Here is a 22,186-nt window from a genome sequence, read left to right on the forward strand (position 1 = left end):
AGACCCCCAACGTGAGCGACAATTCCCCGATTATCATGTGGTTCCGCCGCGATCTGCGGCTGAGCGACCATCCCGCCCTGACGGCGGCCTGCCAATCGGGCCGCCCGGTGATCCCGCTGTTCATCCACGACGCACAGTCAGAGGCTTTGGGCGCGGCGCCAAAGTTCCGCCTCGGGCTGGCCTTGGGCTGTCTTGGAGAAACTTTGGCCGAGAAGGGCAGCCGCCTGATCCTGCGTCGTGGCGATGCGCTTGAGGTGCTGCGCGAGGTGATCGAGACAACCGCCGCGGGGGCGGTCTATTGGAGCCGCCTTTACGATCCCGCCGCGATCGACCGCGACACCAAGGTCAAAGAGGCGCTAAAGGACAATGGGGCCGAGGCCTGCAGCTTTGCCGGGCATTTGATGTTCGAGCCTTGGACGGTTGAGACCAAGACCGGCGGCTTTTACAAAGTCTTCACCCCCTATTGGAAGGCAGTCCGGGGCCGCGATGTGGCGGCTCCCTTGACCACCCCAAGCGACATCCCAGCCCCGCCAAACTGGCCCGAGAGCGCCGCGCTCGACGATTGGCAAATGGACGCCGAGATGCAGCGCGGGCGCGATGTGGTGCGCCCCTATGTCCGTCTGGGGGAGGCCGCGGCACAGGCCCGGCTTGGCTCATTCATGGCCCATATCGTTGAAGGCTATGATGAAAGCCGCGACATGCCGGGCGAAGATGGCACCTCGGCCCTGTCGGAAAACATGTCGCTGGGTGAGATCAGCCCGGCCCAGTGCTGGCACGCGGGCCAGCGGGCCATGCAGGAGGGCAAGCGCGGGGCTGAGACATTCCTCAAGGAACTCGCATGGCGCGAGTTTGCCTATCACCTCATGAATCACACGCCGCGCATCCTCGACCAAAACTGGCGCGAGGAATGGCAGGCCTTCCCATGGAATGAGGACGAGCGCCGCGCCGAGGTGCTGGCATGGAAACAGGGGCGCACCGGGGTGCCTTTTGTCGACGCGGCCATGCGCGAGTTGCAGGTCACGGGGCGCATGCACAACCGGGGCCGTATGATCGTGGCGAGCTATCTGACGAAACATCTGATGTGCCATTGGCGGATCGGGCAAAAGTGGTTCGAAGAACACCTGATCGACTGGGATCCGGCCAATAACGCGATGGGCTGGCAATGGGCCGCAGGATCCGGCCCCGATGCGACGCCGTTCTTTCGCATTTTCAACCCCGAGACCCAGCTTGATCGTTTCGACAAGGGGCGCGACTACACCCGCCGTTGGATCGCCGAGGGGCGCGCGAAACCGAGTGACGAGGCGCTGGCCTATTTCGACGCGATCCCACGCCGCTGGGGCCGGAGCCCGGAGGACGATTACCCCGATCCGATCGTCGATCTGTCAGAGGGGCGGGAACGAGCGCTCGACGCCTATCGCAACCGCGACTTTTAACTTTTTGCGAAACAGCAGCCTGCGGTTACAGTAGGCCAGAACAAGAACGGAACCGAGGTATGAAGCTTACGACCACCGAGGGGCAGAAAGGTCTGCCACGCTATTTCCCGCAGGTCTTCGCCATGGCGCAGGAGATGCAGCACGGGCGGGTGGACTTTGTGCTGCCCGATGGCCGCGTGTTCCGCGCCGAAGGGGCCAAGCCCGGCCCGGTGGCGGAACTGCACATCCATAACGATGACCTTTTCGCACGGTTGATCCGCGAGGGCGACCTGGGCTTTTGCGATGCCTATCTAGATGAGTGGTGGTCGACGCCGGACCTGCAAGCCTTCATGGATTTGGTCCATGCGGGGAATGAGACGGTCTATGATGGTTTCCCCGGCCAAGGGCTGCTGCGTCAGTTCGAAAAGTTCCGCTTTTGGCTTCAGCGCAACAACCGCAAACAGGCCAAGCGCAATATCAGCTATCACTACGATCTCGGCAATGCGTTCTACAGCCTCTGGCTGGATGATACGATGACCTATTCCTCGGCCATTTTCGAGGGCGACGCCCAGCAGTCGCTGGAAGCCGCGCAGCGGGCGAAATACAAGTCCATGGTCGATCAGATGGGTGTGCAGCCCGGCGATCATGTCTTGGAAATCGGCTGCGGCTGGGGCGGTTTTGCGGAATATGCCGCTGCCGAACGCGGGCTGAAGGTGACCGCGCTGACCATCAGCCAAGAGCAGTTCAACTACGCGCAGGAGCGGATTGCCAAGGCGGGCCTCTCGGACCGTGTGACCTTCAAACTGCAAGACTACCGCGACGAGACCGAGTGCTATGATGGCATCGCCAGCATCGAGATGTTCGAGGCGGTGGGCGAGAAATACTGGCCGGTCTATTTCGACACGCTGCACCAGCGCCTGAAACCGGGCCGCGCCGCGACCTTGCAGATCATCACCGTCGCCGACCGCCGATGGGAGGTCTACAAACGCGGGGTGGATTTCATCCAAAAGTACATCTTCCCCGGCGGCATGTTGCCCAGCCCCACAATCCTGCGCCAGCAGGTGGAGCGTGCAGGGCTGGTGGTCGACCGGTCGATCGAATTTGGCAAAAGCTATGACATCACCCTGCGCCGTTGGCATGAGACCTTTAACGAGAAATGGGATCAGATCACCGCGCTTGGCTTTGACGAACGCTTTCGCCGGATGTGGAATTTTTACCTCACTTCCTGTGCCGCGACATTTGACAGTGGCAATTGCGACGTGACGCAGATTACGGTACGGCGACCTGTGTGACCGCCCCTGCGGTCCGCCCCCGCAAGGAGCCGAAAAATGCCGACTGGTGCACGACTTATGGCGGCGATCTCACTCGCCGTGCTGGCCTTTGTCCTGTCGGGCATGGTGGTGCCCCTGATGCCGGAAAGCACGGATTTCGGGTATTTCCTGCCGCTTAACGTGGTGCTTGGCCTGATCGTGGGCTGGCGCGTCATGGGCCGGCGTGCGGGCCGGGGCATCGTGGCTGCGATCAACAACGGTTTTGCCGGGGTCTTCGTGCTGATGCTCTGGGCGATCTTCTTGCAGGCGGCGAATGAGATGGTTCGGCTGGCGTTGCGCAACCGCTATGACGATCCCTTCGAGGCCATCGTCGCCGTGTTCCAGATCGGCGCGGAATTCGGCCTGATGATCGCCACCGTGCCCATCGGCGTGACGCTTGTCGTCGGCGGCGTGATTGCAGGGCTTTTGACCGAATTTGCTTATAACCGTTGGCCCTGATCCCCATGCGACATCTCTTTATCTACGGCACCCTGCGGCATCTGCCGCTGTTGGAAATCGTGCTTGGCCGCTCCGCCGAGGCGATTGACCTCAGCCCCGCCAATCTGTCCGGCTACCAAGTCTCGGCCGCCGCCGAAGGCCCGTTTCCCACGATTGAGACGCGCGATGGCGCGCAGGCCGAGGGCTTGCTGGTGCGGGGCCTGAGCGTGGATGATTTTGCGCGGCTCGATTTTTATGAAGGCGCGTTCGACTATGATTTGGTGCCGGTGACACTGGCAGACGGGCAGGGGGCTGAGGTCTATCTGCCCCAGCCCGGGCGCTGGACCGCGCAGGGGCCATGGTCCTTGCCTGAATGGGAGCGTGATTGGGCCCCGCTTTCCTGCCATGCCGCGCGCGAAGTGATGAGCTATATGGGCAAGCGCCCGCGGGCCGAGGTCGATGCGATGTTCCCAATGATCCGCCGCCGGGCCCATCAGCAGGTGCTGGCGGCGCAGGGTATGCATGATCCGCTAGCGCTCGATGGCAAGGTCGAAGTAACCGACCGCCGCCGCGTTTACGCGAACTTCTTTGCCCTTGATGAAATCTCGCTGCGGCATGAGACCTTTGACGGCAGCATGTCGGCGCAGATCGACCGCGCGGTTTTTGTCAGTGCGGATGCAGCTTTGGTGCTGCCCTATGACCCGCTGCGCGACCGCGTGCTGCTGGTCGAGCAAATCCGCATGGGCCCGCTGGCGCGCGGCGATCATACCCGCTGGCAGTTGGAACCCATCGCAGGCCATATCGACCCCGGCGAAACGCCGCAGGCCGCCGCGCGGCGCGAAGCGCATGAGGAGGCGGGGATCACCTTGGGCGTCTTGGAGCCGGTCGGAAACGTCTATGCCTCACCCGGGAATGCGACGGAATTCTTTCACATTTTCGTGGGATTGGCAGATTTGCCGGATCATATCATCGGCACTGGCGGTTTGGCTGCGGAGGGCGAGGATATCCGGTCGCATCTGATGTCATTCGATGATCTGATGGCCTTGGCCGATGCGCAGGCGCTTGCCAATGCGCCATTGGTGGCAAGCGCCTATTGGCTGGCCCGCCACCGCGAACGCTTGAGGTCCGAAGACGCGACAGCTAAACCGGACGGAACATGAACTGGGGGCAAACATGCAGGTTGCTAAAGATCTGGCCGAGGCCATTGGAAACACACCGCTGATCCGGCTGCGCGGCGCGAGCGAAGAGACCGGCTGCGAAATCTTGGGCAAGGCGGAGTTCATGAACCCCGGCCAATCGGTCAAGGACCGCGCGGCGCTGTTCATCATCCGCGACGCCATCGCACGGGGTGAGTTGAAGCCCGGCGGCACCATTGTCGAAGGCACCGCGGGCAACACCGGCATCGGGCTTGCGCTGGTGGGCGCGTCGATGGGGTTCAAGACCGTCATCGTCATCCCTGAGACCCAGTCGCAGGAAAAGAAAGACATGCTGCGGCTGGCCGGTGCGGAATTGGTGCAGGTGCCCGCCGCACCCTACAAAAACCCCAATAACTTCGTCCGTTATTCCGAACGTTTGGCCAAGGAATTGGCCAAGACCACGCCCGAGGGGGTGATCTGGGCCAACCAGTTCGACAACACCGCCAACCGGCAAGCACATATCGAAACCACTGGCCCCGAGATTTGGGAACAGACCGGCGGCAAGGTCGATGGCTTTTGCTGCGCGGTCGGCTCGGGCGGGACGCTCGTGGGTGTGGCCATGGCGCTGCAACCCAAGGGCGTCAAAATCGCACTGGCCGATCCCGATGGCGCGGCGCTGCACAGCTACTATACCGAAGGCGAGTTGAAATCCGAAGGCAGCTCCATCGCCGAGGGCATCGGTCAGGGGCGGATCACCGCGAACCTCGAAGGGTTCAAACCTGACCATTCCTATAACATCTCGGATGAAGAGGCGCTGCCGGTCGTCTTTGACCTGCTGGAGAATGAGGGGCTCTGCCTTGGTGCCTCCTCGGGCGTTAACGTCGCCGGGGCCATGCGTCTGGCGAAAGAGATGGGGCCGGGCCATACCATCGTGACCGTGCTGTGCGACTTCGGCACGCGCTATCAATCCAAACTCTTCAACCCGGAGTTCCTGCGCGAGAAGGGGCTGCCGACGCCCGCATGGCTTGATGCCGCGCCGCAATCCATCCCAGGTGTTTTCGAGGATACATGACCCAAATGCTCCGCTTCGCCCTTGGCCTTACCGCGTTGCTGGTCTGGCTGACCGGCGCTGCTGTCGCACAGGAACCGGTTCTGCCGGATTTCGACCAATGGGAAACCGTCGCCTCTTCGGCTGAAGAGGCGGTCGACGCCCCCGATACCACCGAAACCATGCTGGAGGTGCAGCGCGCCCGGCTGGTGGATTACCGCGCCGAGTTCGACGCGGCGCGCAACCTGAACGCGGCGCGGATCAGCGTGCTGCGCGAACAATTGGCCGCGCTCGGAACCCCGCCCGAGGGCGAGGGGGCCGAGCCGGAATCCCCCGAAGTCGCCGCCAACCGTGAGGAGTTAAACCGACAGCTCAACACCCTACTGACACCGGTCCAACGCGCCGAAGCGGCATATCTGCGCGCCGATGCGCTGATCGGGCAGATTGACGTTGCGCTGCGCGAACGCCAGACCGAGCAGTTGATGGAGGTGGTGCCCACGCCGCTCAACCCCGTCCATTGGCGCAGCGCGATAGACGATCTGGCGACAGCGGCGGGTGAGATCGCCGCCGAAGCGCCTGACGATGCCGACACGGCGCGGCGCAGCCTGCGCGCCTCTCTCCCTGCGGTTCTGGCCCTCACCATTCTGGGCTTGGTGCTGATCTTCCGCGGCCACCATTGGTCGACCGCGATTGTGGGACGGCTCCAGCAATTCGGCGCGCGCGGCTTTGGCATCTGGCGCTTTGTCGTGTCTCTTTTGCGGATCATCCTGCCCACGGTGGGTCTGGTCTTGCTGGCCATGGCCGTCTTGGCGACCGATTGGCTCGGCCCGCGCGGCTCAACCCTTGTGCAGCTGATCCCGGTGATCGGCGGCGCGATGCTGGGCGTTCGCTGGGTCGCCGAACGGGTGTTCTCTCGCGATGAGGACGAGGCGCTGATCCTGCTGCCCGCGGCTGAGCGCAAAGCGGTTCGTTTCTACGTCAGCATCATCACCGTCACCGTCATCCTTGGCGCCATCATCACCGCCATTTTCGACGGCCAGCAACCGGCAGAAACCACCGAGGCCGTGCTGCGCCTGCCGGTGATGCTGCTGAGCGCTTTTGCCCTGTTCCGCATCGGGAAAATCCTGCGCGGTTACAGCGATCCAGTGACGGAAGATGTCTCCGCCGCCGAAGAGCCGCGGACCTCGACCCTGAACCGCGTCGTGCGCGGGCTGGGCTTGGGCGCGATGATCGTGGCCGTGGTCGCGCCCCTCTTGCTGATCAGCGGCTATTACAACGCCGCCGTTTCGCTGCTGCCGCCCTATGTCACCACGCTGGTGCTTCTGGGGCTGGTGATGACGCTGCAACGCTTCTTGGCCGATGTTTACGGTGCCATGACCGGGCAGGGGGTGCAGGCGCGCGACGCGCTGATGCCCGTCTTCTTTGGCCTGATCCTGCTGCTGTTGTCGCTGCCTGTGATGGCGCTGGCATGGGGCGCGCGGGTCACAGACCTGACCGAGCTTTGGGCGCTATTCAGCCGGGGCTTTGCCTTTGGCGAGACGCGGATCCGTCCTACAGATTTCCTCTCCTTCGCGGTGATCTTCGTGATCGGCTATGCCGTCACCCGTCTGATCCAAGGGGCGCTGCGCAGCAACGTCCTGCCCAAGACGCGGATGGACATCGGGGGGCAGAACGCCATCGTTTCGGGGATCGGCTATGTCGGTATTTTCCTTGCCGCGCTGCTCGCCATCACCGGGGCGGGGATCGACCTTTCCGCGCTGGCCTATGTTGCCGGTGCACTCTCGGTCGGTATCGGTTTCGGTTTGCAAAACGTGGTGTCGAACTTCGTCTCCGGCATCATCCTGTTGATCGAACGTCCGATCTCCGAAGGGGATTGGATCGAGGTGGGTGGCCAGATGGGCTATGTGCGCGACATCTCGGTGCGCTCCACAAGGATCGAGACCTTCGACCGCACCGATGTCATCGTGCCCAACGCCGATCTGATCAGCGGCACAGTCACCAACTACACCCGCGGCAATACCGTGGGCCGCCTTATCGTACCCGTGGGCGTGGCTTACGGCACCGACACCAAACGGATCGAAGGCATCCTGCAAGAGATTGCCGAGGCGCAGCCCATCGTGCTGACCAACCCGCCGCCCGCGGTCCTGTTCTTGAACTTCGGGGCCGATGCGCTGGAGTTCGAGGTGCGCTGCTACCTGCGGGACGTGAATTGGATGATGAAGGTCAAGAACGACATCAACCACGCCATCGCCGCGCGTTTCAAAGAGGAAGGGATCGAAATTCCCTTTGCCCAACGCGACCTATGGCTGCGCAACCCTGAGACTCTGAAGGCCGAAGCACCGAAAATAGAAGATGACGCAAAGCCGGAGCCGCAGGCATGACGGGCGAGCTGTACCGGACCGAGACCTACCTGCGCGACGCCCCGGCCCGCGTGGCCGCCCATACGCCCGAAGGTGGGGTGATCTTGGACAATTCCCTTTTCTACCCCACGGGCGGCGGCCAGCCGGGCGACAGCGGGTGGCTGACCTGGGACAAGCAAGAGCTTACCATCGCGACCACGGTGCGTGACCGCGACAGCGGCGGCATCGCGCTGGTCCCAGCAGAGCCGCGTCCCTTGCCGCCGGTGGGCGCATTCGTGAAACAGGAACTCGATTGGGACCGCCGACACAAGCACATGCGCGTTCATACGGCGCTGCACCTTCTGTCGGTCGTGATCCCCCATCCGGTCACGGGGGGACAAATTTCGGCCACCCACGGGCGCCTTGATTTCAACATGCCCGATGCGCCGCAGGATCGCGAGGAACTGGAGGAGGCGCTGAACCACTTCGTCTCCCTCGATGCGCGGGTGAGCGAGGACTGGATCACCGAGGCCGAATTGGACGCCGCGCCTGAACTCATCAAGACCATGTCCGTCGCCCCGCCGCGCGGACGGGGAGACATTCGGCTGATCCGCATCGGAGAGGCGCAGGACCCCATCGACCTGCAGCCCTGCGGCGGCACCCATGTCGCCCGAACCGGCGAGATCGGCGCGCTTCGCCTTGGAAAGATTGAAAAAAAGGGCCGTTTGAACCGCAGGGTCTATGTTCATCTGGGCGGTTAGATAAATTTATCCTCTCTGGGGGGAATTCGCTCTTGCAACTCACTGCCCCCCCAAGCTAAACCCCGCCTCAACGGAGCGGTGGCCGAGTGGTCGAAGGCGCACGCCTGGAAAGTGTGTAGGCGGGAGACCGTCTCCAGGGTTCGAATCCCTGTCGCTCCGCCATTTTGCCTTTTTGCAAAGAGAAGCTCTTGCCCCGTCGGGCCATGCGGCTTCACATGTAGAAAAGCCCGGCACCTTTCGGGCCGGGCTCTCTTAGGTCTATCTATGACAGTTTAGCGGGAGTCGTTGCCCGCGCCGTAACCACCATAGGCGAAACCTTCGCCCAAGCTGCTCACGGGGCCGCTGGTCGAGAAGGTGGCGACCGGCGCACTTTCGTCCGAGAATGTTTCCAACCGCAGGTCAGCGGCGCGCTCATTAGGGCGGGTTTCACCGGCATCCGCGGCATGGACGACATCAGCCGTTAGGGACGTGTCCAAGCGCAGGTCTTCGTAGCGTGTCGACTGGCCTGCGAAGCTCGCGGTGGCGATCAGAGTGGCGGCGGCGGTTGCGATAAAGAGTTTCATTGTTCTGGTCCTTTCAGGTTTGGGAAAGGGCGTCGGCTTTCTCGCTCTGGGGAGAGGCGGGGAGGTCGGGAGGCCCGTTCGATACAATGATATTAAGGCGCGGCGAGGGGCGGTTACAAAGCAACTCGGATCACGGCCCAGTGTTAGAGCGAGACCCGGCGCGATCAGATCGTAACAAATTGCCATAGCCGCATAAGATACTGTTTTTAATAAGTTCTCACCACGCCGCAGAACGGGACTTATGACATTGGCAGGCCCCGCGAAGAGCGTTCAAGACCTGTTACACAGACGTCGCAGAAACGTGTGTGCCGCCACCGCACCCAAACCTCTTTGGCCCGTGTGAAATGTTTCAATCCTACTGGTCGAGCGAGAGGCACAAAAAAACCCGAAGCGGATATTCTCCGCTCCGGGCTGCTTGATTTGGCCGAAAAAAACTCAGCCGATGGGTTCGTAAAGCACCACGCGGGTGTTCATCGGCACGCGGTTATAGAGCTCGGCCATCTGATCGTTCACCAGACGGGCACAGCCGTTCGAGACGCGTTTGCCCAATGTGCTGGGGTCATTGGTGCCATGGATGCGCAAGAAGGTATCGCCGCGCTCTTCTGTGAAGAGATAGAGCGCACGCGACCCCAGCGGATTGTCCAATCCGCCTTCCATACCATCGGCGTATTTCTTGTATTTCTCCGGCTCGCGGTCAATCATACCCGGGGTCGGGGTCCAGCTCGGCCATTCCTTCTTGGCACCAACGTAGAACTCACCGGATTCATAAAGACCGGGGCGGCCCACGCCCACGGTATAGCGCCACGCCATATTGTCGGGCAGTGTCCAGTAGAGCGCGAAATTGTCGGGATCGACGTGGATTTCATAGGGCGGCGCGCCCGCCGCGATCGGCACTTTGCGCGGCATCATCTCTGGCGGCACATCATAGCTCGGCATTTCCTTGGGCGGATGCGCCAATGCAGGCGTGGCAAGGCCACCGCCGAAGGCGGCACCGCTGGCGGCTACACCGGTGATGAAATGTCGTCTCTTCATTGCGTCGTTCCCCTATTCTTCAATCTCGTGTTGAAAGGGAAACCGTTTCAGCGCCTTGCCGTTCCATCGCGCGGGCCGGATCACAAACTGTTGTAACCAAGCGGCAGCGTGTCAAACCGACAGCCTGTCGATCACGCCCTGCGCCCAACGGTCGGCGGATTGGCCAAAGCAATCGTGCAGGGAATCCACCGCCGTCACACTGCCGAGCGCGAGCCGCCCCAGCAGGCAAAGGCCCGGCACGGGGCGTCCGTCACGCCCGCGCAGCGTGCCGTCAGGCGCGGTCGCTGCGGCCAGATCGGATGACAGCGGGGAGAGCAAACCTTGGGAGATGAGATCGGGCAGGGGCGGTGCTGCGATGCTCGAGAGGTTCGGCGCAGGCAGCACCGCATCGACGATGACCGACACCTCCGCCGCGTGTCTCTCCGCCTGCAATGTCCAGCCTTGCGCGCTATTCGTGATCTCTGGATTGGTGGCGAAGGACAGATCGACTAGCCCCGCGTCGATCAGGGCCAAAAGCTCTCGTGCGGAGGCGAGGGGCGGGCCGTAGGAATATCGTTTCAACCCCTCATCGAAGTCTATCAGCCGCTTGGCCGTCTGGGGCGAGGCCTTGCCCGGGTTAAAGGCCGCACGCCATGTGTCTTGCCATTTGCGCCAAATCTGCCCGAGCGTGTAGCCAATGCTCGGCGCGACCTCACCGGCGGCCAGGTCTATCCCGTGGCGCAGCGCCTCCATTGGAGGCAGCTGGTCCTGCGCGCCGGGGTCTGACCATTCCGTCTCCAACCAGTTCGCGATTTCCGCCGCCCGCACATTCTGAGGCGCGAGGATGCGCGCGACCACGGGCAGGAGGGCGTCAGAGATCAACGAAGGCGTCGCCTCGGGTCCCGCATAGACCGCAGCGATGGCGGCTTTTGAGAAGCCCGTAGTCTCTTCCGATGTGGGATCGAACAGCGCGTCGAAAGCGGCATCCTGTGGCTTGGGGAAGGGGGGGTGCCCGTTGAGCGAGAAGGGCAGAATGCGGCAGGGCTCCCGGCCCAAGGCATGATAACCCGCCGCATCGAAGCGCCCGCCCTGTGCCATGGTCAGACCACGCAACACATCATAGGTCGACAGCCCCAAGCCCCGGATCGCGACGTGCTTGCCCTGCCATGCCGCCGCTCGCGCGCGCAGATCCGCCGCTGGATAGGCCTGCGCGACTTCTGCCTCGCGCCGCGCCGCGTGCTCTTGCCAATCGGCCCATTGCGCGTCCGGTTCCACAGGGGGCTGCCCGAGGGTGAGGAGCACTTCGTCATATGGCGCCTCCGACCCGCTTTCCGATTGCACACGCCAGCCTGCCCCCTCGGGCAAGATGCGGGCCACAGCGGCGGGGATCACCCTGCAAGTCACGCCAGTTTTCGTAAAACCCCGTGCAAAAAGATCATCCCGCCGCGCCATGAGGTAGCGGCCCATCTCGGCGCGTGAGGGGAAACTGTCGGGATGGACTGGGCGGTCTTGCCACTCCGCGAAATGTCCGACCCGCGACCCCTTTGGCGGGCGGATCGCGATGTCGCGGTTAGGGATGTTAAGCAGACAATAGGCGGGCTCCGAGGGGGCGAAGTTCGGACCCGCGCCGGGATGGGGGCCGGGTTCATAAATGTCGATCTCTATCCGCCTTTCGGTCCCCGTAAGCCGTTGCGACAGAGCCTCCAACGCGCCAAGGCCGCGCGGCCCGAAACCGATCACTGCAATGCGCGCCGCCTTTATCTGCATCTCTCTCCCCGGCATGTGTTTGGCGCGACCGTAGAGCCGTACCACGGCCAGCGAAAGCCCACCGGCGACAAAATCGGGCAACAAAAAAGGCACCCGAAGGCGCCCTTAACAATTCACTCGTCTTACCGGAGTAGCTGCGATCAGCCGCCCCAGCTGCGCACTGTGCCGCAGTCCATATGGGTGAAGTTCGAGCCGGAGTAGCGCCCGACGCCGCCACCGCGGCAAGCCATCGCCGCGCGGGCCACCTGATGCACCGAGCGCGAGGCGAGGCGCAGGTCAGCGGCCTGACCTTTGAGGTGCAGCGAATTCTTGGCCACACCGCTGGAACGGGAGCGCAGCATCGCGTTGGTTTTCGGGCTGCGGTAGCCGGAGAGGAGCATATAGGGCTCGTTCACATCCAGCAGATTGTGCGACGCGGCCATGATATCGATGGTGCGCAGGTCCATGTTGATGACATCGTCGGTCCGCCAGTCGCGCATGAAATGATTGATTTCGGCAAAGGCGTCTTTGATATAGTGGCCTTCGATCCAATAGATCATGTCCAACCGCTCACCGGTGCGGCCCGAATACATGCGGATGCGGCGAATGTCGCCTGCGCCCCGCAGAAAGCCTGCCGCGTTCGAGAAGGTGGGAGCTGCTGCAACGGTGGTTGCTGCGAATGCGCCGAGAATGGCGCGCCGGGTCATCCCCGAGGAGCTTTTGCCTGTCATGTGTCTCTGTCCCGTCGTCTGCCTAAGTTACCCAAGATGTTACATGGGCCATTCATCTCATCCCCAGATGCAACATTGTTATTGCATAGCGGGAAAACCTGACCAAGGGCTGAATCGGAATGGTTCCCGAGTGGTTCAAATTTAGGCAAGTTTTTGCGCAATGCGGTTAAAAAACCCAATGTTTGCAAAGGCAACCGATGCGCAATCCGCACAGGCCATCACGCGTTTTTCCTGCGAACGGAAATTTGAATGGACTTGCGCGTAGTATTATTGGCAAACCGGGCAGGCAATAGGGTCGCGCGGCGGCAATGGTATATTCACGGGGTACGAAATGGGTTTCAGCGCGACTTTTTCACGGCAACTGTCCAAATTTATCGCAGGGTTTGCCCTATTGTTTTCCGCCCTGGTCCTTGCCGCGCCTGCCACGGCGCAGGTCACCGCCTTCAAACAAGCCGTCGCCGAAGCTGCCGCCCAAGACGATGACATCGCCGCCTTCTACCGTGAGAACGATTATACCGCCATCTGGACAGGGGCCGCCGAAGAACACCGCGCGCGCCGGTCGGAACTGATGCGGGCGATCACCACGGCAGATGATCATGGCCTGCCGGTCACGCGCTATAACCCCGACGCGGTGTTGGAGATGCTGCGCACGGCCAAGACCCCGCGCGATCGCGGATTCGCCGAGGTGGAGTTGAGCCGCGTGTTCCTGCGCTATGCCCGCGACGTGCAGACCGGCGTACTGATCCCCAAACGGATCATCAGCCAGATCGTGCGCGAAATCCCATACCGGGACCGCAAGACCTATCTGCAAGACCTGCCCAAATCCACGCCCGCCGCTTATTTCCGCGCCCTGCCGCCGCGCAGCCTTGAGTATAACGCGCTGCTGAAAGAGAAGATCGCGATGGAAAAGCTGCTCTCGCAGGGCGGCTGGGGCCCCTCGGTGCCTGCGGGCAAGCTTGAGCCGGGTGATACCGGAAATGACGTGATTGCCCTGCGCAACCGCCTAATCGCCATGGGCTTTCTGGAGCGGTCCAATGCCGTGGGCTATGACGCCAGCCTGACCGAAGCCGTGCGCCAGTTCCAAGAGGCCCACGGGCTGAACACCGATGGCGTTGCCGGTCCGGCCACGATGAAACAGATCAACATCGGCGTCGAGCAGCGGCTGCAATCGGTCATGGTCGCACTTGAGCGTGAGCGCTGGTTCAACACCGACCGCGGCAAACGCCATATCCTCGTGAACATCCCCGATTTCTCGGCCAAGATCATCGACGATGGCAAGATCACCTTCCAGACCCGCTCGGTCGTGGGGGCCGCGCGCGAGGACCGTCCGACGCCCGAATTCTCGGACGTGATGGAGCATATGGTGGTCAATCCCAGCTGGTATGTGCCGCGGTCGATCGTCACTGGGGAATACCTGCCGCAGCTCAAACGCAACCCCTATGCCGTGGGCCATATCGAGATTACCGACAGCCGGGGCCGCAAGGTGAACCGCGGCGCGGTGAACTTTAACCGCTATACCGCGCGGACCTTCCCCTTCGCCATGCGCCAACCGCCCAGCAAGACCAATGCCTTGGGTCTGGTGAAGTTCATGTTCCCCAACAAATACAACATCTACCTGCATGACACCCCGGCCAAGAGCCTGTTTGCCCGCGACGTGCGTGCCTTCAGCCATGGCTGCGTGCGTCTGGCCGAGCCATTTGAATTCGCCTATGCGCTGCTGGACCTGCAATCGGCAGACCCGGAAGGCGAGTTTCAGGCCATTCTGCGCAGCGGACGCGAGACGCGCGTCGTTCTCGAAGAGCAGGTGCCGGTGCATCTGATCTACCGCACCGCCGTGACCAACGCCCGCGGCCATACCGAATACCGCGATGACGTCTATGGCCGGGATGCGCTGATCTGGAACGCGCTCTCCAAGGCGGGGGTGGCCTTGCGCGGCGTTCAGGGGTAACTCTCGGGCGCGCAACAAGTAAGGGCCGCCCGAAATGACCTATAGTGTTCAGCAAATCGCCAATGCCGTCGGCGCCAGCGCCGAGGGTGACATCGAACTCAAGGTAAGTGGCGTCGCGGAACCTGCCAGCGCCAAATCGGGCGAAATGGCACTGGCGATGGACCCGCGCTATGCCAGCAGCCTTTCCGATGGCGCCGCCGAGGTGGCGATGCTTTGGGAAGGGGCCGATTGGCGCGCTCTGGGCCTCAAGGCCGCGATCTTGCCCAACCGCCCGCGCTACGCGCTTTCTGGCGTGACCCGGATGCTCGACAAGGGGCAGGGGTTCAAGCCGGGCATTCACCCCACTGCCGTGATAGACCCCGAGGCCGTGCTGGGCGAAGGCGTCTCGGTCGGCCCCTTGGCGGTGATCTCTGCCGGGGCGCGGATCGGCGCGGGCAGCGTCATCGGGCCACTGTGTTTTGTCGGTGTGGATGCGACGTTGGGTGACGGCTGTTTTCTGCGCGAACATGTCAGCATCGGCGCGCGGGTCACCATCGGATCGGGTTTCATCGCGCAATCGGGCGTGCGCTTGGGCGGCGACGGTTTCTCTTTTGTCACGGCTGAGCTATCCACCGTGGAAAGCGCGCGGCAAACGCTCGGCGATCAGGGCGATGCCGCCCCGCAGCCTTGGACCCGTATCCATTCGCTCGGCGCCGTGACCATCGGCGCGGATGTCGAAATGGGCATGGGCTCCACCATCGACAACGGCACCATTCGCGACACGCAGGTCGGCGACGGCACGAAAATCGACAACCTCGTGCATATCGGCCACAATGCGGTGATCGGCAAAAACTGCCTGCTTTGCGGGCAGGCGGGCGTTGGCGGCTCGACCCGCGTGGGCGACAATGTGGTGCTCGGCGGGCAGGTCGGTCTGGCCGACAATATCACCATCGGCGACCGGGTGATCGCGGGCGGGGGGACCATTGTGCTCTCCAACGTGCCCGAGGGGCGCACCATGTTAGGCTACCCCGCCACCCAAATGAGCAAGCAAACCGAAATCTACAAAGCGCTGCGCCGTTTGCCCAAGCTGCTGCGTGATGTCGCGGCCCTGCAAAAGGTGGTTTCCAAAGCCGACAAGGCTGACTAAACCTGCCGCGGACATATGTTGGGGGACGCCGCATGAGCACTCAGGTTCAGGTCATTACCATCCTCGCCGAACAGGCCATGATAGAGCCGGAGGATGTCACGCTCGACAGCACGCTCGAAGACCTCGGGATTGACAGCATGGGGGTTGTGGAATGCATCTTTGCGATTGAAGAGACATTCGACATCAACGTGCCTTTCAACGCCAACAGCCCCAGCGAAAGCGATTTCGACATCTCGACCGTGCGCAGCATCGTCGCCGGGGTGGAACGGCTGCAAGCCGAACAGAGCTGAGCGATGCGGCGCGTTGTCATCACCGGCGCGGGCACGATCAACGCTCTGGGCCTGTCGGTGCCCGAGACGCTGGCGGCCATGCGCGAGGGCAAATGCGGCATCGGCCCGCTAGAGTTCCGGGATGTGGAGCGGCTGGCCATCCGCATCGGCGGTCAGGTGCGCGGGTTCGAGGCCGAGGGCCGCTACAACCGCCAGCAAATCGCGCTTTATGATCGGTTCACGCAATTCACCCTCACCGCCGCGCGCGAGGCGATCAAGCAATCGGGCCTGACCTTCACCGATGACTTGGCCGCCCGCGCCGGGGTGGTGCTGGGCACCGCGGGGGGCGGTGTTTCGACATGGGACGACAATTACCGCGCGGTTTACGAAGAGGGCAAAAATCGGGTGCACCCCTTCGTGGTGCCCAAGCTGATGAACAACGCCGCCGCCAGCCATGTCAGCATGGAATGGAACCTGCGCGGGCCGTCTTTCACCGTCTCCACCGCCTGCGCTTCGTCGAACCACGCCATGGCGCAGGCCTTCGCCATGGTCCGCTCCGGCATGAGCCCGGTGATGGTGACGGGCGGATCGGAATCCATGCTCTGCTTCGGCGGGGTGAAGGCTTGGGAAGGGCTGCGCGTGATGAGCCGCGATGCCTGCCGCCCATTCTCTGCCAACCGCAATGGGATGGTGCAGGGCGAGGGGGCGGGGGTCTTTGTCTTTGAGGACTATGAACATGCCCGGGCACGGGGGGCCGAGATCCTTTGCGAAGTGGCCGGTTTCGCCATGACCTCGGATGCCAGCGACATCGTGATGCCCTCCAAGGCGGGAGCCGCGCGGGCGATGCAGGGGGCGCTGGCCGATGCGGGGATCAACCGCGAAGAGGTCGGCTATATCAACGCCCATGGCACCGGGACCGCGGCGAATGACAAGACCGAATGTGCGGCGGTGGCGGATGTGTTTGGCACCCATGCGGACAGGTTGATGATCTCTTCCACCAAGTCGATGCATGGCCATATCATCGGTGGCACCGGCGCGGTTGAGCTTCTGGCCTGTATCATGGCGCTGCGCGACGGGGTGATCGCGCCGACCATTGGCTATGAGGAGCCCGACCCGGAATGCGCGCTCGACGTCGTGCCCAATGAGGCACGCGAGGCGCAGGTCGATGTGGCGCTCAGCAATGCTTTCGCCTTTGGCGGGATGAACGCCGTGCTGGCACTGCGCCGCGCCTAAGCGACGCGCGGCCATAAAAAATGCCGCCCCCGAGGTCGGGCGCGGCATTCAAATCGGTAAAATCCAGTCTTACTGTTCGATGACCGAGACTTCGTCGTAGCTGGCGGTGAAGCCGTCGAGCGAAAGTGTCAGTTTCACTTCCTGATCAGGGGCCAGCGCGGGCACGATGGTCAGCACCGCTTCCTTGCCGCGTTTGAAGGCACCGATATCGGCGTCGGTCAGGCCCATGCGCACATAGCAGCCCACGGGGTTGCAGAAGGCATAGGGATAGCGGCGGGCCTTGCCACCGTCGACCGACAGGGTCAGCTGCGCGGGCAGGGCGGTCTCAAGCGGGACGACAACCGTGGCACCGGCCTTGGCCTGACCACCGTCGGGCAGACGGAAGAGCGAGACTTCGGCAACCGGCGCGCCTTCGCCATCGGCGAGGAGTTGATACATCTGGCAGGGGTCGACCTCTTCCTCGGTCTTGATGCAGCGCATCTCCCAAGCACCAATCTCTTTCTTGGTGTAGGGCTTGCCCAGATCGGGGTCTTTGTCCGCATCTTCACCAAGGCTCAGCTGCTCTTCGATCTGCGAAGCATTGCCGCTGGTGCCGGGCTGGGGCTGCTGCTCTTCGGTCTGAGCGGTGTCTTCTTCCGTAGCGGTCTGGGCGAAAGCCGTCATTGGGGCCGTCAGTGCAAGCGCTGCACAAAGCGGCAGGGCGGTCATAAACTTGCTCATGTCATATCCACATTTGTTGCGTTACCGCCCCTTACCACGCCGCCTGAGGATTGTCAGCGGCTTGGGCCGCATTTCAATCAAGGTTCGGGCAAATTCATGCCGACCCCCACGAGGATGGTTTCCTCACGATGTCAGAGGCTTAAGCGCCAGAAATGCAAAAGGGGACGCAGCGCGCCCCCTTTCCGTGTACTTTCTCCCCGTCGGACTGGGCCGACTTATTAATGCCACGTTAGGCAAGCGCGTGATGCCGGTCAACAGGAAAAATGCGACAATCTGTCAGGGTTTTAGCACGGCCCCGGTCAGAAAAAGGGCCGCACCCGAAGGCGCGGCCAAGTCTTACAGGGAGGAAGTACACCCGCCCGATAAAAGGACATGCGAGCGGGATGCCTTCACTATGGCGCGCAAAGGTTAAGTTTGTATGCTCTAGTGGAACGGACGAATGGCTAAAATTGACAGAAAGGCCCCAGCGTGAGCAGTGACATCTTTATCGGCGGCGGCGGTCCCGACCATGCGACAAAGCAATTCCTCGATCTTGGCTATGCCAACCGCCACGGGCTGATCGCGGGGGCGACGGGCACGGGCAAAACAGTGACGCTGCAAATCCTTGCCGAGGGCTTTGCCAATGCCGGGGTGCCGGTGTTCCTGTCGGATGTGAAGGGCGATCTGTCCGGCCTTGCCGTCGCGGGGAGCGAGGCCGCCAAACTGCACGGTGCTTTCACCGAACGCGCGGCCAAGATCGGCTTTGACGACTATAGCTATCAATCCTTCCCGGTCACCTTTTGGGATCTCTTTGGTGAGCAGGGCCACCCCGTCCGCACCACGGTTTCCGAAATGGGGCCGCTGCTCATCGCGCAGTTGCTCAGCCTGTCCGAGGCGCAGGAGGGCATCCTGAACATCGCCTTCCGCGTGGCCGATGAGGAAGGGATGCCGCTTTTGGACCTGAAAGACCTGCAATCCCTACTGGTCTGGGTCGGCGAGAATGCGAAGGACTTGGCGCTGCGCTATGGCAATGTCTCGACCGCCTCCGTCGGCACCATTCAACGGCGGCTGCTGGTGCTGGAGAACCAAGGCGGCGCGCAGTTGTTCGGCGAACCGGCGCTGGCACTCTCGGACCTTATGCGCTGCGATGCCGAAGGGCGCGGGCGGATCAACATCCTCGCCGCTGACAAGCTCATGGCCTCGCCCAAACTCTATGCGACTTTCCTGCTGTGGCTCATGTCCGAACTGTTTGAGGAACTGCCCGAGGTCGGCGACCCCGATAAACCCAAGCTCGTGTTCTTCTTTGACGAGGCGCATCTGCTGTTCGACGATGCGCCCAAGGCGCTGGTCGATAAGGTGGAACAGGTGGCGCGGCTCATCCGCTCCAAAGGCGTCGGGGTTTATTTCGTGACCCAGAACCCCGCCGATGTGCCCGACGATATCCTTGGCCAGCTTGGCAACCGTATCCAACACGCGCTACGCGCCTTTACCGCGCGTGACCGTAAGGAACTGCGCCAAGCCGCCGAGACCTACCGCGAGAACCCGCGCTTCGACACCGAAGAGGCGATCCGCGAGGTCGGCGTGGGCGAGGCCGTGACCTCCATGCTGCAACGCAAGGGCGTGCCGGGCGTGGTGGAGCGTACCTTGATCCGCCCCCCGTCTTCGCGGCTCGGTCCGATTACCGTGGCGGAGCGCGCGGCGGTGCTGGCGGACTCCGATCTGGCGGGGAAATACGAGACCGTGCAGGACCGCGAGTCGGCCTATGAAATGCTGAAGGCCCGCGCGGAGGCGGCGGCCAAAGAGGCGGAAAAGATCGAAGCCGCGGCAGAGGCCGAGGACGCAGCCGCGCGTGAGTTCCAGAAGGCCCGCCGCTATGGCGGGGCACGCAGCGGCGGCAGCCGGTCAAGCCGCAAGGCGACGGATGGTTTCGGCGATGCCATCGCGAGCGCGGTGATCAAAGAGCTGAAAGGCACCACCGGGCGCCGGATCGTGCGCGGCATCTTGGGCGGATTGTTCAAGGGGCGTTGAAGCGGCCTGCGAGATGAAAAAGGGGCGCGGTTTTGCGACCTCGCCCCTTTTTAGATCGTGAAGCTCAGCCGGATTTACCGCTCGGGGATCAACCCGCGCGGGCTGAAGCGCAGGACCAGAAGCAGCACGATGCCCATGGTCAAAAGCCGCATATGCGCCGCGCTCTCGATCAGATGGGCCTTCAGGGCCGATCCTTCGGACATGCCCGCGGTGATCAGGTTCATCAGCCACAGGCCCATCGGCTCGACCTGCACCCAGAGGAACCAGATCAGGAAGCCACCGAGGATCGCGCCGAAGTTGTTGCCCGAGCCGCCGACGATCACCATCACCCAAATGAGGAAGGTAAAGCGCAGCGGCTGGTAGGTGCCGGGCGTCAACTGGCTGTCCATCGTCGTCATCATCGCCCCCGCGATGCCGCAGATCGCGGAGCCAAGGATGAAGACCTGCAAATGCCGCGCGGTCACGTCCTTGCCCATGGCCTCTGCCGCGACTTCGTTGTCACGGATCGCACGCAGCATCCGGCCCCAAGGGGAGTGCAGCGCACGCTGGCTCATCCACAACAGGACGATCAGCACCGCCGCGAAGAGCGCGATATAGAGCAGTTTGACCCAAAGCGTCGAGGCGTCTACCGGATCGAAGCCAAGGCCCGCCGCACGTTCCACGAAAGCAGGGTTGTTTTGCAGGTCGATCTCGTAAGGCACGGGGCGGGGCAGGCCGATCACGTTCTTCACGCCGCGGCTCATCCAGTCTTCGTTCTTCAGGACCGCGATGATGATCTCGGCAATCCCAAGCGTCGCAATCGCCAGATAGTCCGACCGCAGGCCAAGGGCCGTCTTGCCGATCAGCCACGCCGCGCCAGCGGCAAAGAGGCCGCCCACGGGCCAAGAGATCAGCACCGGCAGGCCAAGACCCCCGAGATAGCCGGTCTGGGCCGGGTTGATCGCCTCGACCGCCTGAACGGCGGGGTCGAGCAGGGCGCGGAAGATGAAGAAACCGATGACCAAGACCGCGATCACCGAAAGCGTGCGCAGCGTGCCCGGGGCCATCCGTTTCATCAGCATGACCGCCGCCACCACGGTAGCCGCCCCAAGCGCCAGCGCCCCCAGAATGGCGAAACCACCGGTGGACCAAGCGCCCTCGGTCGGGGGCATGGAAACCAGCACAGCCGCCAAACCGCCAAGCGCCACAAACCCCATGACGCCCACGTTGAACAGCCCCGCAAAGCCCCATTGCAAGTTCACCCCAAGCGCCATGATCGAAGAGATCAGACCCATGGCGATGATCAGCAGAGCCGAGTTCCAACTTTGCGCAAAGCCGGTGTAGATGATCATCAGGGCGATGATCGCGAAAAGGATCGTGTTTTTCACAGTCTGAGTCATACCGATTTCCCCTTGAACAGGCCGGTGGGCTTGATCAGCAGAACGATCAGAAGAATGACGAAGCTGACCGCAAATTTGTAATCCGTGCTCATAAGCTGCACCAAGCCGTCCGGCTGCAACCCTTCGGGCATCACATAGCCCAGCACCTTTTTCCACGCGTAGGTGATCGTGACCTCGCTAAACGCGATCACGAAACCGCCCGCGATGGCCCCCACCGGAGAGCCGAGCCCGCCGACGATGGCCGCCGCAAAGATCGGCAGCAGAAGCTGGAAATAGGTGAAGGGTTTGAACGACTTATCAAGGCCGTAGAGCGTGCCTGCGATGGTCGCCAAGGCGGCCACGATCATCCATGTGATCATCACCACACGCTCGGGGTTGATGCCCGACAAGAGCGCCAGATCCTCGTTATCGGAATAGGCGCGCATGGATTTGCCCGCCCGCGTCTTGTTGAGGAACCAAAACAGCAGCGCCACGACGATGATCGCGGTGACGATGGTAATGCCTTGGGTGGTCTTAAAGGCCAGACCTTCGCGCAGGCCGGTCATCTCTTTGAAATCCCGCGCCGACATGATGAAACGCTGCCCGTCGAGGAAGTTCTGGTCATCCGCGCCGATGATGAAGCGGGTGATGCCGTTGTAGATGAAAGTCACGCCGAGCGAGACGATCACGAGGATCACCGGCTTGGCCTTTTGTTCACGGTAGAACTTGTAGACCACCTTGTCGGTGCCGAGCACCAGCAGCATGGTAAAGGCGATGCCGAAGGGCAGGGCGAGAAGCGCCGTCGGCAGCACGCCGAGGCTCAGACCCATGGACTGGAACAGCCATGTCATCAGGATCGTCGCCATGGTCCCCATGGCCATCGTGTCGCCATGGGCGAAGTTGGAAAACCGGAGGATGCCGTAGACCAGCGTCACGCCAAGCGCGCCGAGCGCCAGCTGCGAGCCATAGGCGATGCCCGGAATGAGCACATAGTTCGAAAGTGCAATGAAAGCGTTGAGCAGATCCATGT

General features: G+C 62.5%; 19 protein-coding genes and 1 tRNA gene. 13 read left to right on the plus strand and 7 right to left on the minus strand.

Going from position 1 to position 22,186, the window contains the following annotated elements:
- Window positions 1–11 precede the first annotated feature (11 nt).
- The 8 genes from ACGYLQ_RS11575 (at window position 12) to ACGYLQ_RS11610 (ending at window position 8,606) form a co-directional block, all read left to right on the plus strand.
- A complete protein-coding gene (locus ACGYLQ_RS11575) occupies window positions 12–1,433 on the plus strand; it encodes a cryptochrome/photolyase family protein (protein WP_394443091.1) in 1,422 nt (473 codons plus the stop codon).
- A gap of 59 nt (window positions 1,434–1,492) precedes the next feature.
- Window positions 1,493–2,704 carry a class I SAM-dependent methyltransferase gene (locus ACGYLQ_RS11580; protein ID WP_394443093.1) on the plus strand — a complete coding sequence of 404 codons (1,212 nt, stop codon included), beginning with the start codon at window positions 1,493–1,495 and terminating at the stop codon, window positions 2,702–2,704.
- A 36-nt stretch (window positions 2,705–2,740) separates the two neighbouring features.
- Window positions 2,741–3,181: a TrgA family protein gene (locus ACGYLQ_RS11585; RefSeq protein WP_394443095.1), complete on the plus strand. Its 441-nt coding sequence runs from the start codon at window positions 2,741–2,743 to the stop codon at window positions 3,179–3,181.
- Window positions 3,182–3,186: 5 nt separating this feature from the next.
- Window positions 3,187–4,320, plus strand: a complete 1,134-nt coding sequence (locus tag ACGYLQ_RS11590; protein ID WP_394443097.1) for an NUDIX domain-containing protein — start codon at window positions 3,187–3,189, stop codon at window positions 4,318–4,320.
- A 13-nt stretch (window positions 4,321–4,333) separates the two neighbouring features.
- A complete protein-coding gene (locus ACGYLQ_RS11595; RefSeq protein ID WP_394443099.1) occupies window positions 4,334–5,368 on the plus strand; it encodes a cysteine synthase A in 1,035 nt (344 codons plus the stop codon).
- The gene (locus ACGYLQ_RS11600; protein ID WP_394443101.1) at window positions 5,365–7,725 is read left to right on the plus strand and encodes a DUF3772 domain-containing protein; all 2,361 of its coding nucleotides are present in this window, start codon (window positions 5,365–5,367) and stop codon (window positions 7,723–7,725) included. Before ACGYLQ_RS11595 ends, ACGYLQ_RS11600 begins: the two co-directional genes overlap by 4 nt.
- Window positions 7,722–8,444: an alanyl-tRNA editing protein gene (locus ACGYLQ_RS11605; RefSeq protein WP_394443103.1), complete on the plus strand. Its 723-nt coding sequence runs from the start codon at window positions 7,722–7,724 to the stop codon at window positions 8,442–8,444. The genes ACGYLQ_RS11600 and ACGYLQ_RS11605 overlap by 4 nt, the downstream gene beginning before the upstream one ends.
- Before the next feature lie 72 nt (window positions 8,445–8,516).
- Window positions 8,517–8,606, plus strand: a tRNA-Ser gene (locus ACGYLQ_RS11610).
- A 110-nt stretch (window positions 8,607–8,716) separates the two neighbouring features.
- On the opposite strand, the gene ACGYLQ_RS11615 is transcribed toward ACGYLQ_RS11610, so the two are convergent.
- The 4 genes from ACGYLQ_RS11615 to ACGYLQ_RS11630 form a co-directional block, all read right to left on the minus strand.
- On the minus strand, window positions 8,717–9,007 hold the full coding sequence (locus ACGYLQ_RS11615) for a hypothetical protein (RefSeq protein WP_067266706.1): 291 nt from the start codon (window positions 9,005–9,007) through the stop codon (window positions 8,717–8,719).
- A 435-nt stretch (window positions 9,008–9,442) separates the two neighbouring features.
- Entirely contained in the window at window positions 9,443–10,039 is a 597-nt protein-coding gene (locus tag ACGYLQ_RS11620) for a L,D-transpeptidase (RefSeq protein WP_394443105.1), read from the minus strand.
- A 111-nt stretch (window positions 10,040–10,150) separates the two neighbouring features.
- Window positions 10,151–11,878, minus strand: coding sequence for an FAD/NAD(P)-binding protein (locus tag ACGYLQ_RS11625; protein ID WP_394443107.1), 1,728 nt, complete (start codon window positions 11,876–11,878; stop codon window positions 10,151–10,153).
- A gap of 47 nt (window positions 11,879–11,925) precedes the next feature.
- Window positions 11,926–12,495 carry a YcbK family protein gene (locus ACGYLQ_RS11630; protein WP_394443109.1) on the minus strand — a complete coding sequence of 190 codons (570 nt, stop codon included), beginning with the start codon at window positions 12,493–12,495 and terminating at the stop codon, window positions 11,926–11,928.
- Window positions 12,496–12,826: 331 nt separating this feature from the next.
- On the opposite strand from ACGYLQ_RS11630, the gene ACGYLQ_RS11635 reads away from it, so the two are divergent.
- The 4 genes from ACGYLQ_RS11635 to ACGYLQ_RS11650 are packed head-to-tail and all read left to right on the plus strand — an operon-like array spanning window position 12,827 to window position 17,071.
- A complete protein-coding gene (locus ACGYLQ_RS11635; RefSeq protein WP_394443111.1) occupies window positions 12,827–14,443 on the plus strand; it encodes a murein L,D-transpeptidase in 1,617 nt (538 codons plus the stop codon).
- 34 nt (window positions 14,444–14,477) lie between these two features.
- Window positions 14,478–15,569: a UDP-3-O-(3-hydroxymyristoyl)glucosamine N-acyltransferase gene (gene lpxD / locus ACGYLQ_RS11640; protein WP_394443113.1), complete on the plus strand. Its 1,092-nt coding sequence runs from the start codon at window positions 14,478–14,480 to the stop codon at window positions 15,567–15,569.
- A gap of 32 nt (window positions 15,570–15,601) precedes the next feature.
- Complete coding sequence (locus ACGYLQ_RS11645; RefSeq protein WP_394443115.1) at window positions 15,602–15,859, plus strand: acyl carrier protein; 258 nt, start codon at window positions 15,602–15,604, stop codon at window positions 15,857–15,859.
- Window positions 15,860–15,862: 3 nt separating this feature from the next.
- A complete protein-coding gene (locus ACGYLQ_RS11650; RefSeq protein WP_394443117.1) occupies window positions 15,863–17,071 on the plus strand; it encodes a beta-ketoacyl-[acyl-carrier-protein] synthase family protein in 1,209 nt (402 codons plus the stop codon).
- Window positions 17,072–17,140: 69 nt separating this feature from the next.
- Here the strand turns inward: ACGYLQ_RS11650 and ACGYLQ_RS11655 are convergent, their stop codons facing one another.
- Window positions 17,141–17,791, minus strand: a complete 651-nt coding sequence (locus tag ACGYLQ_RS11655; protein ID WP_209217784.1) for an invasion associated locus B family protein — start codon at window positions 17,789–17,791, stop codon at window positions 17,141–17,143.
- Window positions 17,792–18,259: 468 nt separating this feature from the next.
- On the opposite strand from ACGYLQ_RS11655, the gene ACGYLQ_RS11660 reads away from it, so the two are divergent.
- Entirely contained in the window at window positions 18,260–19,798 is a 1,539-nt protein-coding gene (locus tag ACGYLQ_RS11660) for a helicase HerA-like domain-containing protein (RefSeq protein ID WP_394409693.1), read from the plus strand.
- A gap of 74 nt (window positions 19,799–19,872) precedes the next feature.
- Here the strand turns inward: ACGYLQ_RS11660 and ACGYLQ_RS11665 are convergent, their stop codons facing one another.
- A complete protein-coding gene (locus ACGYLQ_RS11665) occupies window positions 19,873–21,177 on the minus strand; it encodes a branched-chain amino acid ABC transporter permease (RefSeq protein WP_394429968.1) in 1,305 nt (434 codons plus the stop codon).
- Window positions 21,174–22,184 carry a branched-chain amino acid ABC transporter permease gene (locus tag ACGYLQ_RS11670; RefSeq protein ID WP_067261483.1) on the minus strand — a complete coding sequence of 337 codons (1,011 nt, stop codon included), beginning with the start codon at window positions 22,182–22,184 and terminating at the stop codon, window positions 21,174–21,176. The genes ACGYLQ_RS11665 and ACGYLQ_RS11670 overlap by 4 nt, the downstream gene beginning before the upstream one ends.
- Between the last annotated feature and the right edge of the window lie 2 nt (window positions 22,185–22,186).

Origin of the sequence: Sulfitobacter sp. 1A12779 (genome assembly GCF_043557315.1) — a bacterium.
GTDB lineage: Bacteria > Pseudomonadota > Alphaproteobacteria > Rhodobacterales > Rhodobacteraceae > Sulfitobacter > Sulfitobacter faviae.

What these genes read in the sequence shown, in the direction of transcription:
- ACGYLQ_RS11595 (WP_394443099.1), top strand. Translation starts at nt 4,334, where the DNA reads ATGCAGGTTGCTAAAGATCTGGCCGAGGCCATTGGAAACACACCGCTG.
- ACGYLQ_RS11645 (WP_394443115.1), top strand. Translation starts at nt 15,602, where the DNA reads ATGAGCACTCAGGTTCAGGTCATTACCATCCTCGCCGAACAGGCCATG.
- ACGYLQ_RS11580 (WP_394443093.1), top strand. Translation starts at nt 1,493, where the DNA reads ATGAAGCTTACGACCACCGAGGGGCAGAAAGGTCTGCCACGCTATTTC.
- ACGYLQ_RS11605 (WP_394443103.1), top strand. Translation starts at nt 7,722, where the DNA reads ATGACGGGCGAGCTGTACCGGACCGAGACCTACCTGCGCGACGCCCCG.
- ACGYLQ_RS11630 (WP_394443109.1), bottom strand. Translation starts at nt 12,495, where the DNA reads ATGACAGGCAAAAGCTCCTCGGGGATGACCCGGCGCGCCATTCTCGGC.
- ACGYLQ_RS11650 (WP_394443117.1), top strand. Translation starts at nt 15,863, where the DNA reads ATGCGGCGCGTTGTCATCACCGGCGCGGGCACGATCAACGCTCTGGGC.
- ACGYLQ_RS11600 (WP_394443101.1), top strand. Translation starts at nt 5,365, where the DNA reads ATGACCCAAATGCTCCGCTTCGCCCTTGGCCTTACCGCGTTGCTGGTC.
- ACGYLQ_RS11590 (WP_394443097.1), top strand. Translation starts at nt 3,187, where the DNA reads ATGCGACATCTCTTTATCTACGGCACCCTGCGGCATCTGCCGCTGTTG.
- ACGYLQ_RS11665 (WP_394429968.1), bottom strand. Translation starts at nt 21,177, where the DNA reads ATGACTCAGACTGTGAAAAACACGATCCTTTTCGCGATCATCGCCCTG.
- ACGYLQ_RS11615 (WP_067266706.1), bottom strand. Translation starts at nt 9,007, where the DNA reads ATGAAACTCTTTATCGCAACCGCCGCCGCCACTCTGATCGCCACCGCG.
- ACGYLQ_RS11655 (WP_209217784.1), bottom strand. Translation starts at nt 17,791, where the DNA reads ATGAGCAAGTTTATGACCGCCCTGCCGCTTTGTGCAGCGCTTGCACTG.
- lpxD (WP_394443113.1), top strand. Translation starts at nt 14,478, where the DNA reads ATGACCTATAGTGTTCAGCAAATCGCCAATGCCGTCGGCGCCAGCGCC.
- ACGYLQ_RS11670 (WP_067261483.1), bottom strand. Translation starts at nt 22,184, where the DNA reads ATGGATCTGCTCAACGCTTTCATTGCACTTTCGAACTATGTGCTCATT.
- ACGYLQ_RS11585 (WP_394443095.1), top strand. Translation starts at nt 2,741, where the DNA reads ATGCCGACTGGTGCACGACTTATGGCGGCGATCTCACTCGCCGTGCTG.
- ACGYLQ_RS11620 (WP_394443105.1), bottom strand. Translation starts at nt 10,039, where the DNA reads ATGAAGAGACGACATTTCATCACCGGTGTAGCCGCCAGCGGTGCCGCC.
- ACGYLQ_RS11635 (WP_394443111.1), top strand. Translation starts at nt 12,827, where the DNA reads ATGGGTTTCAGCGCGACTTTTTCACGGCAACTGTCCAAATTTATCGCA.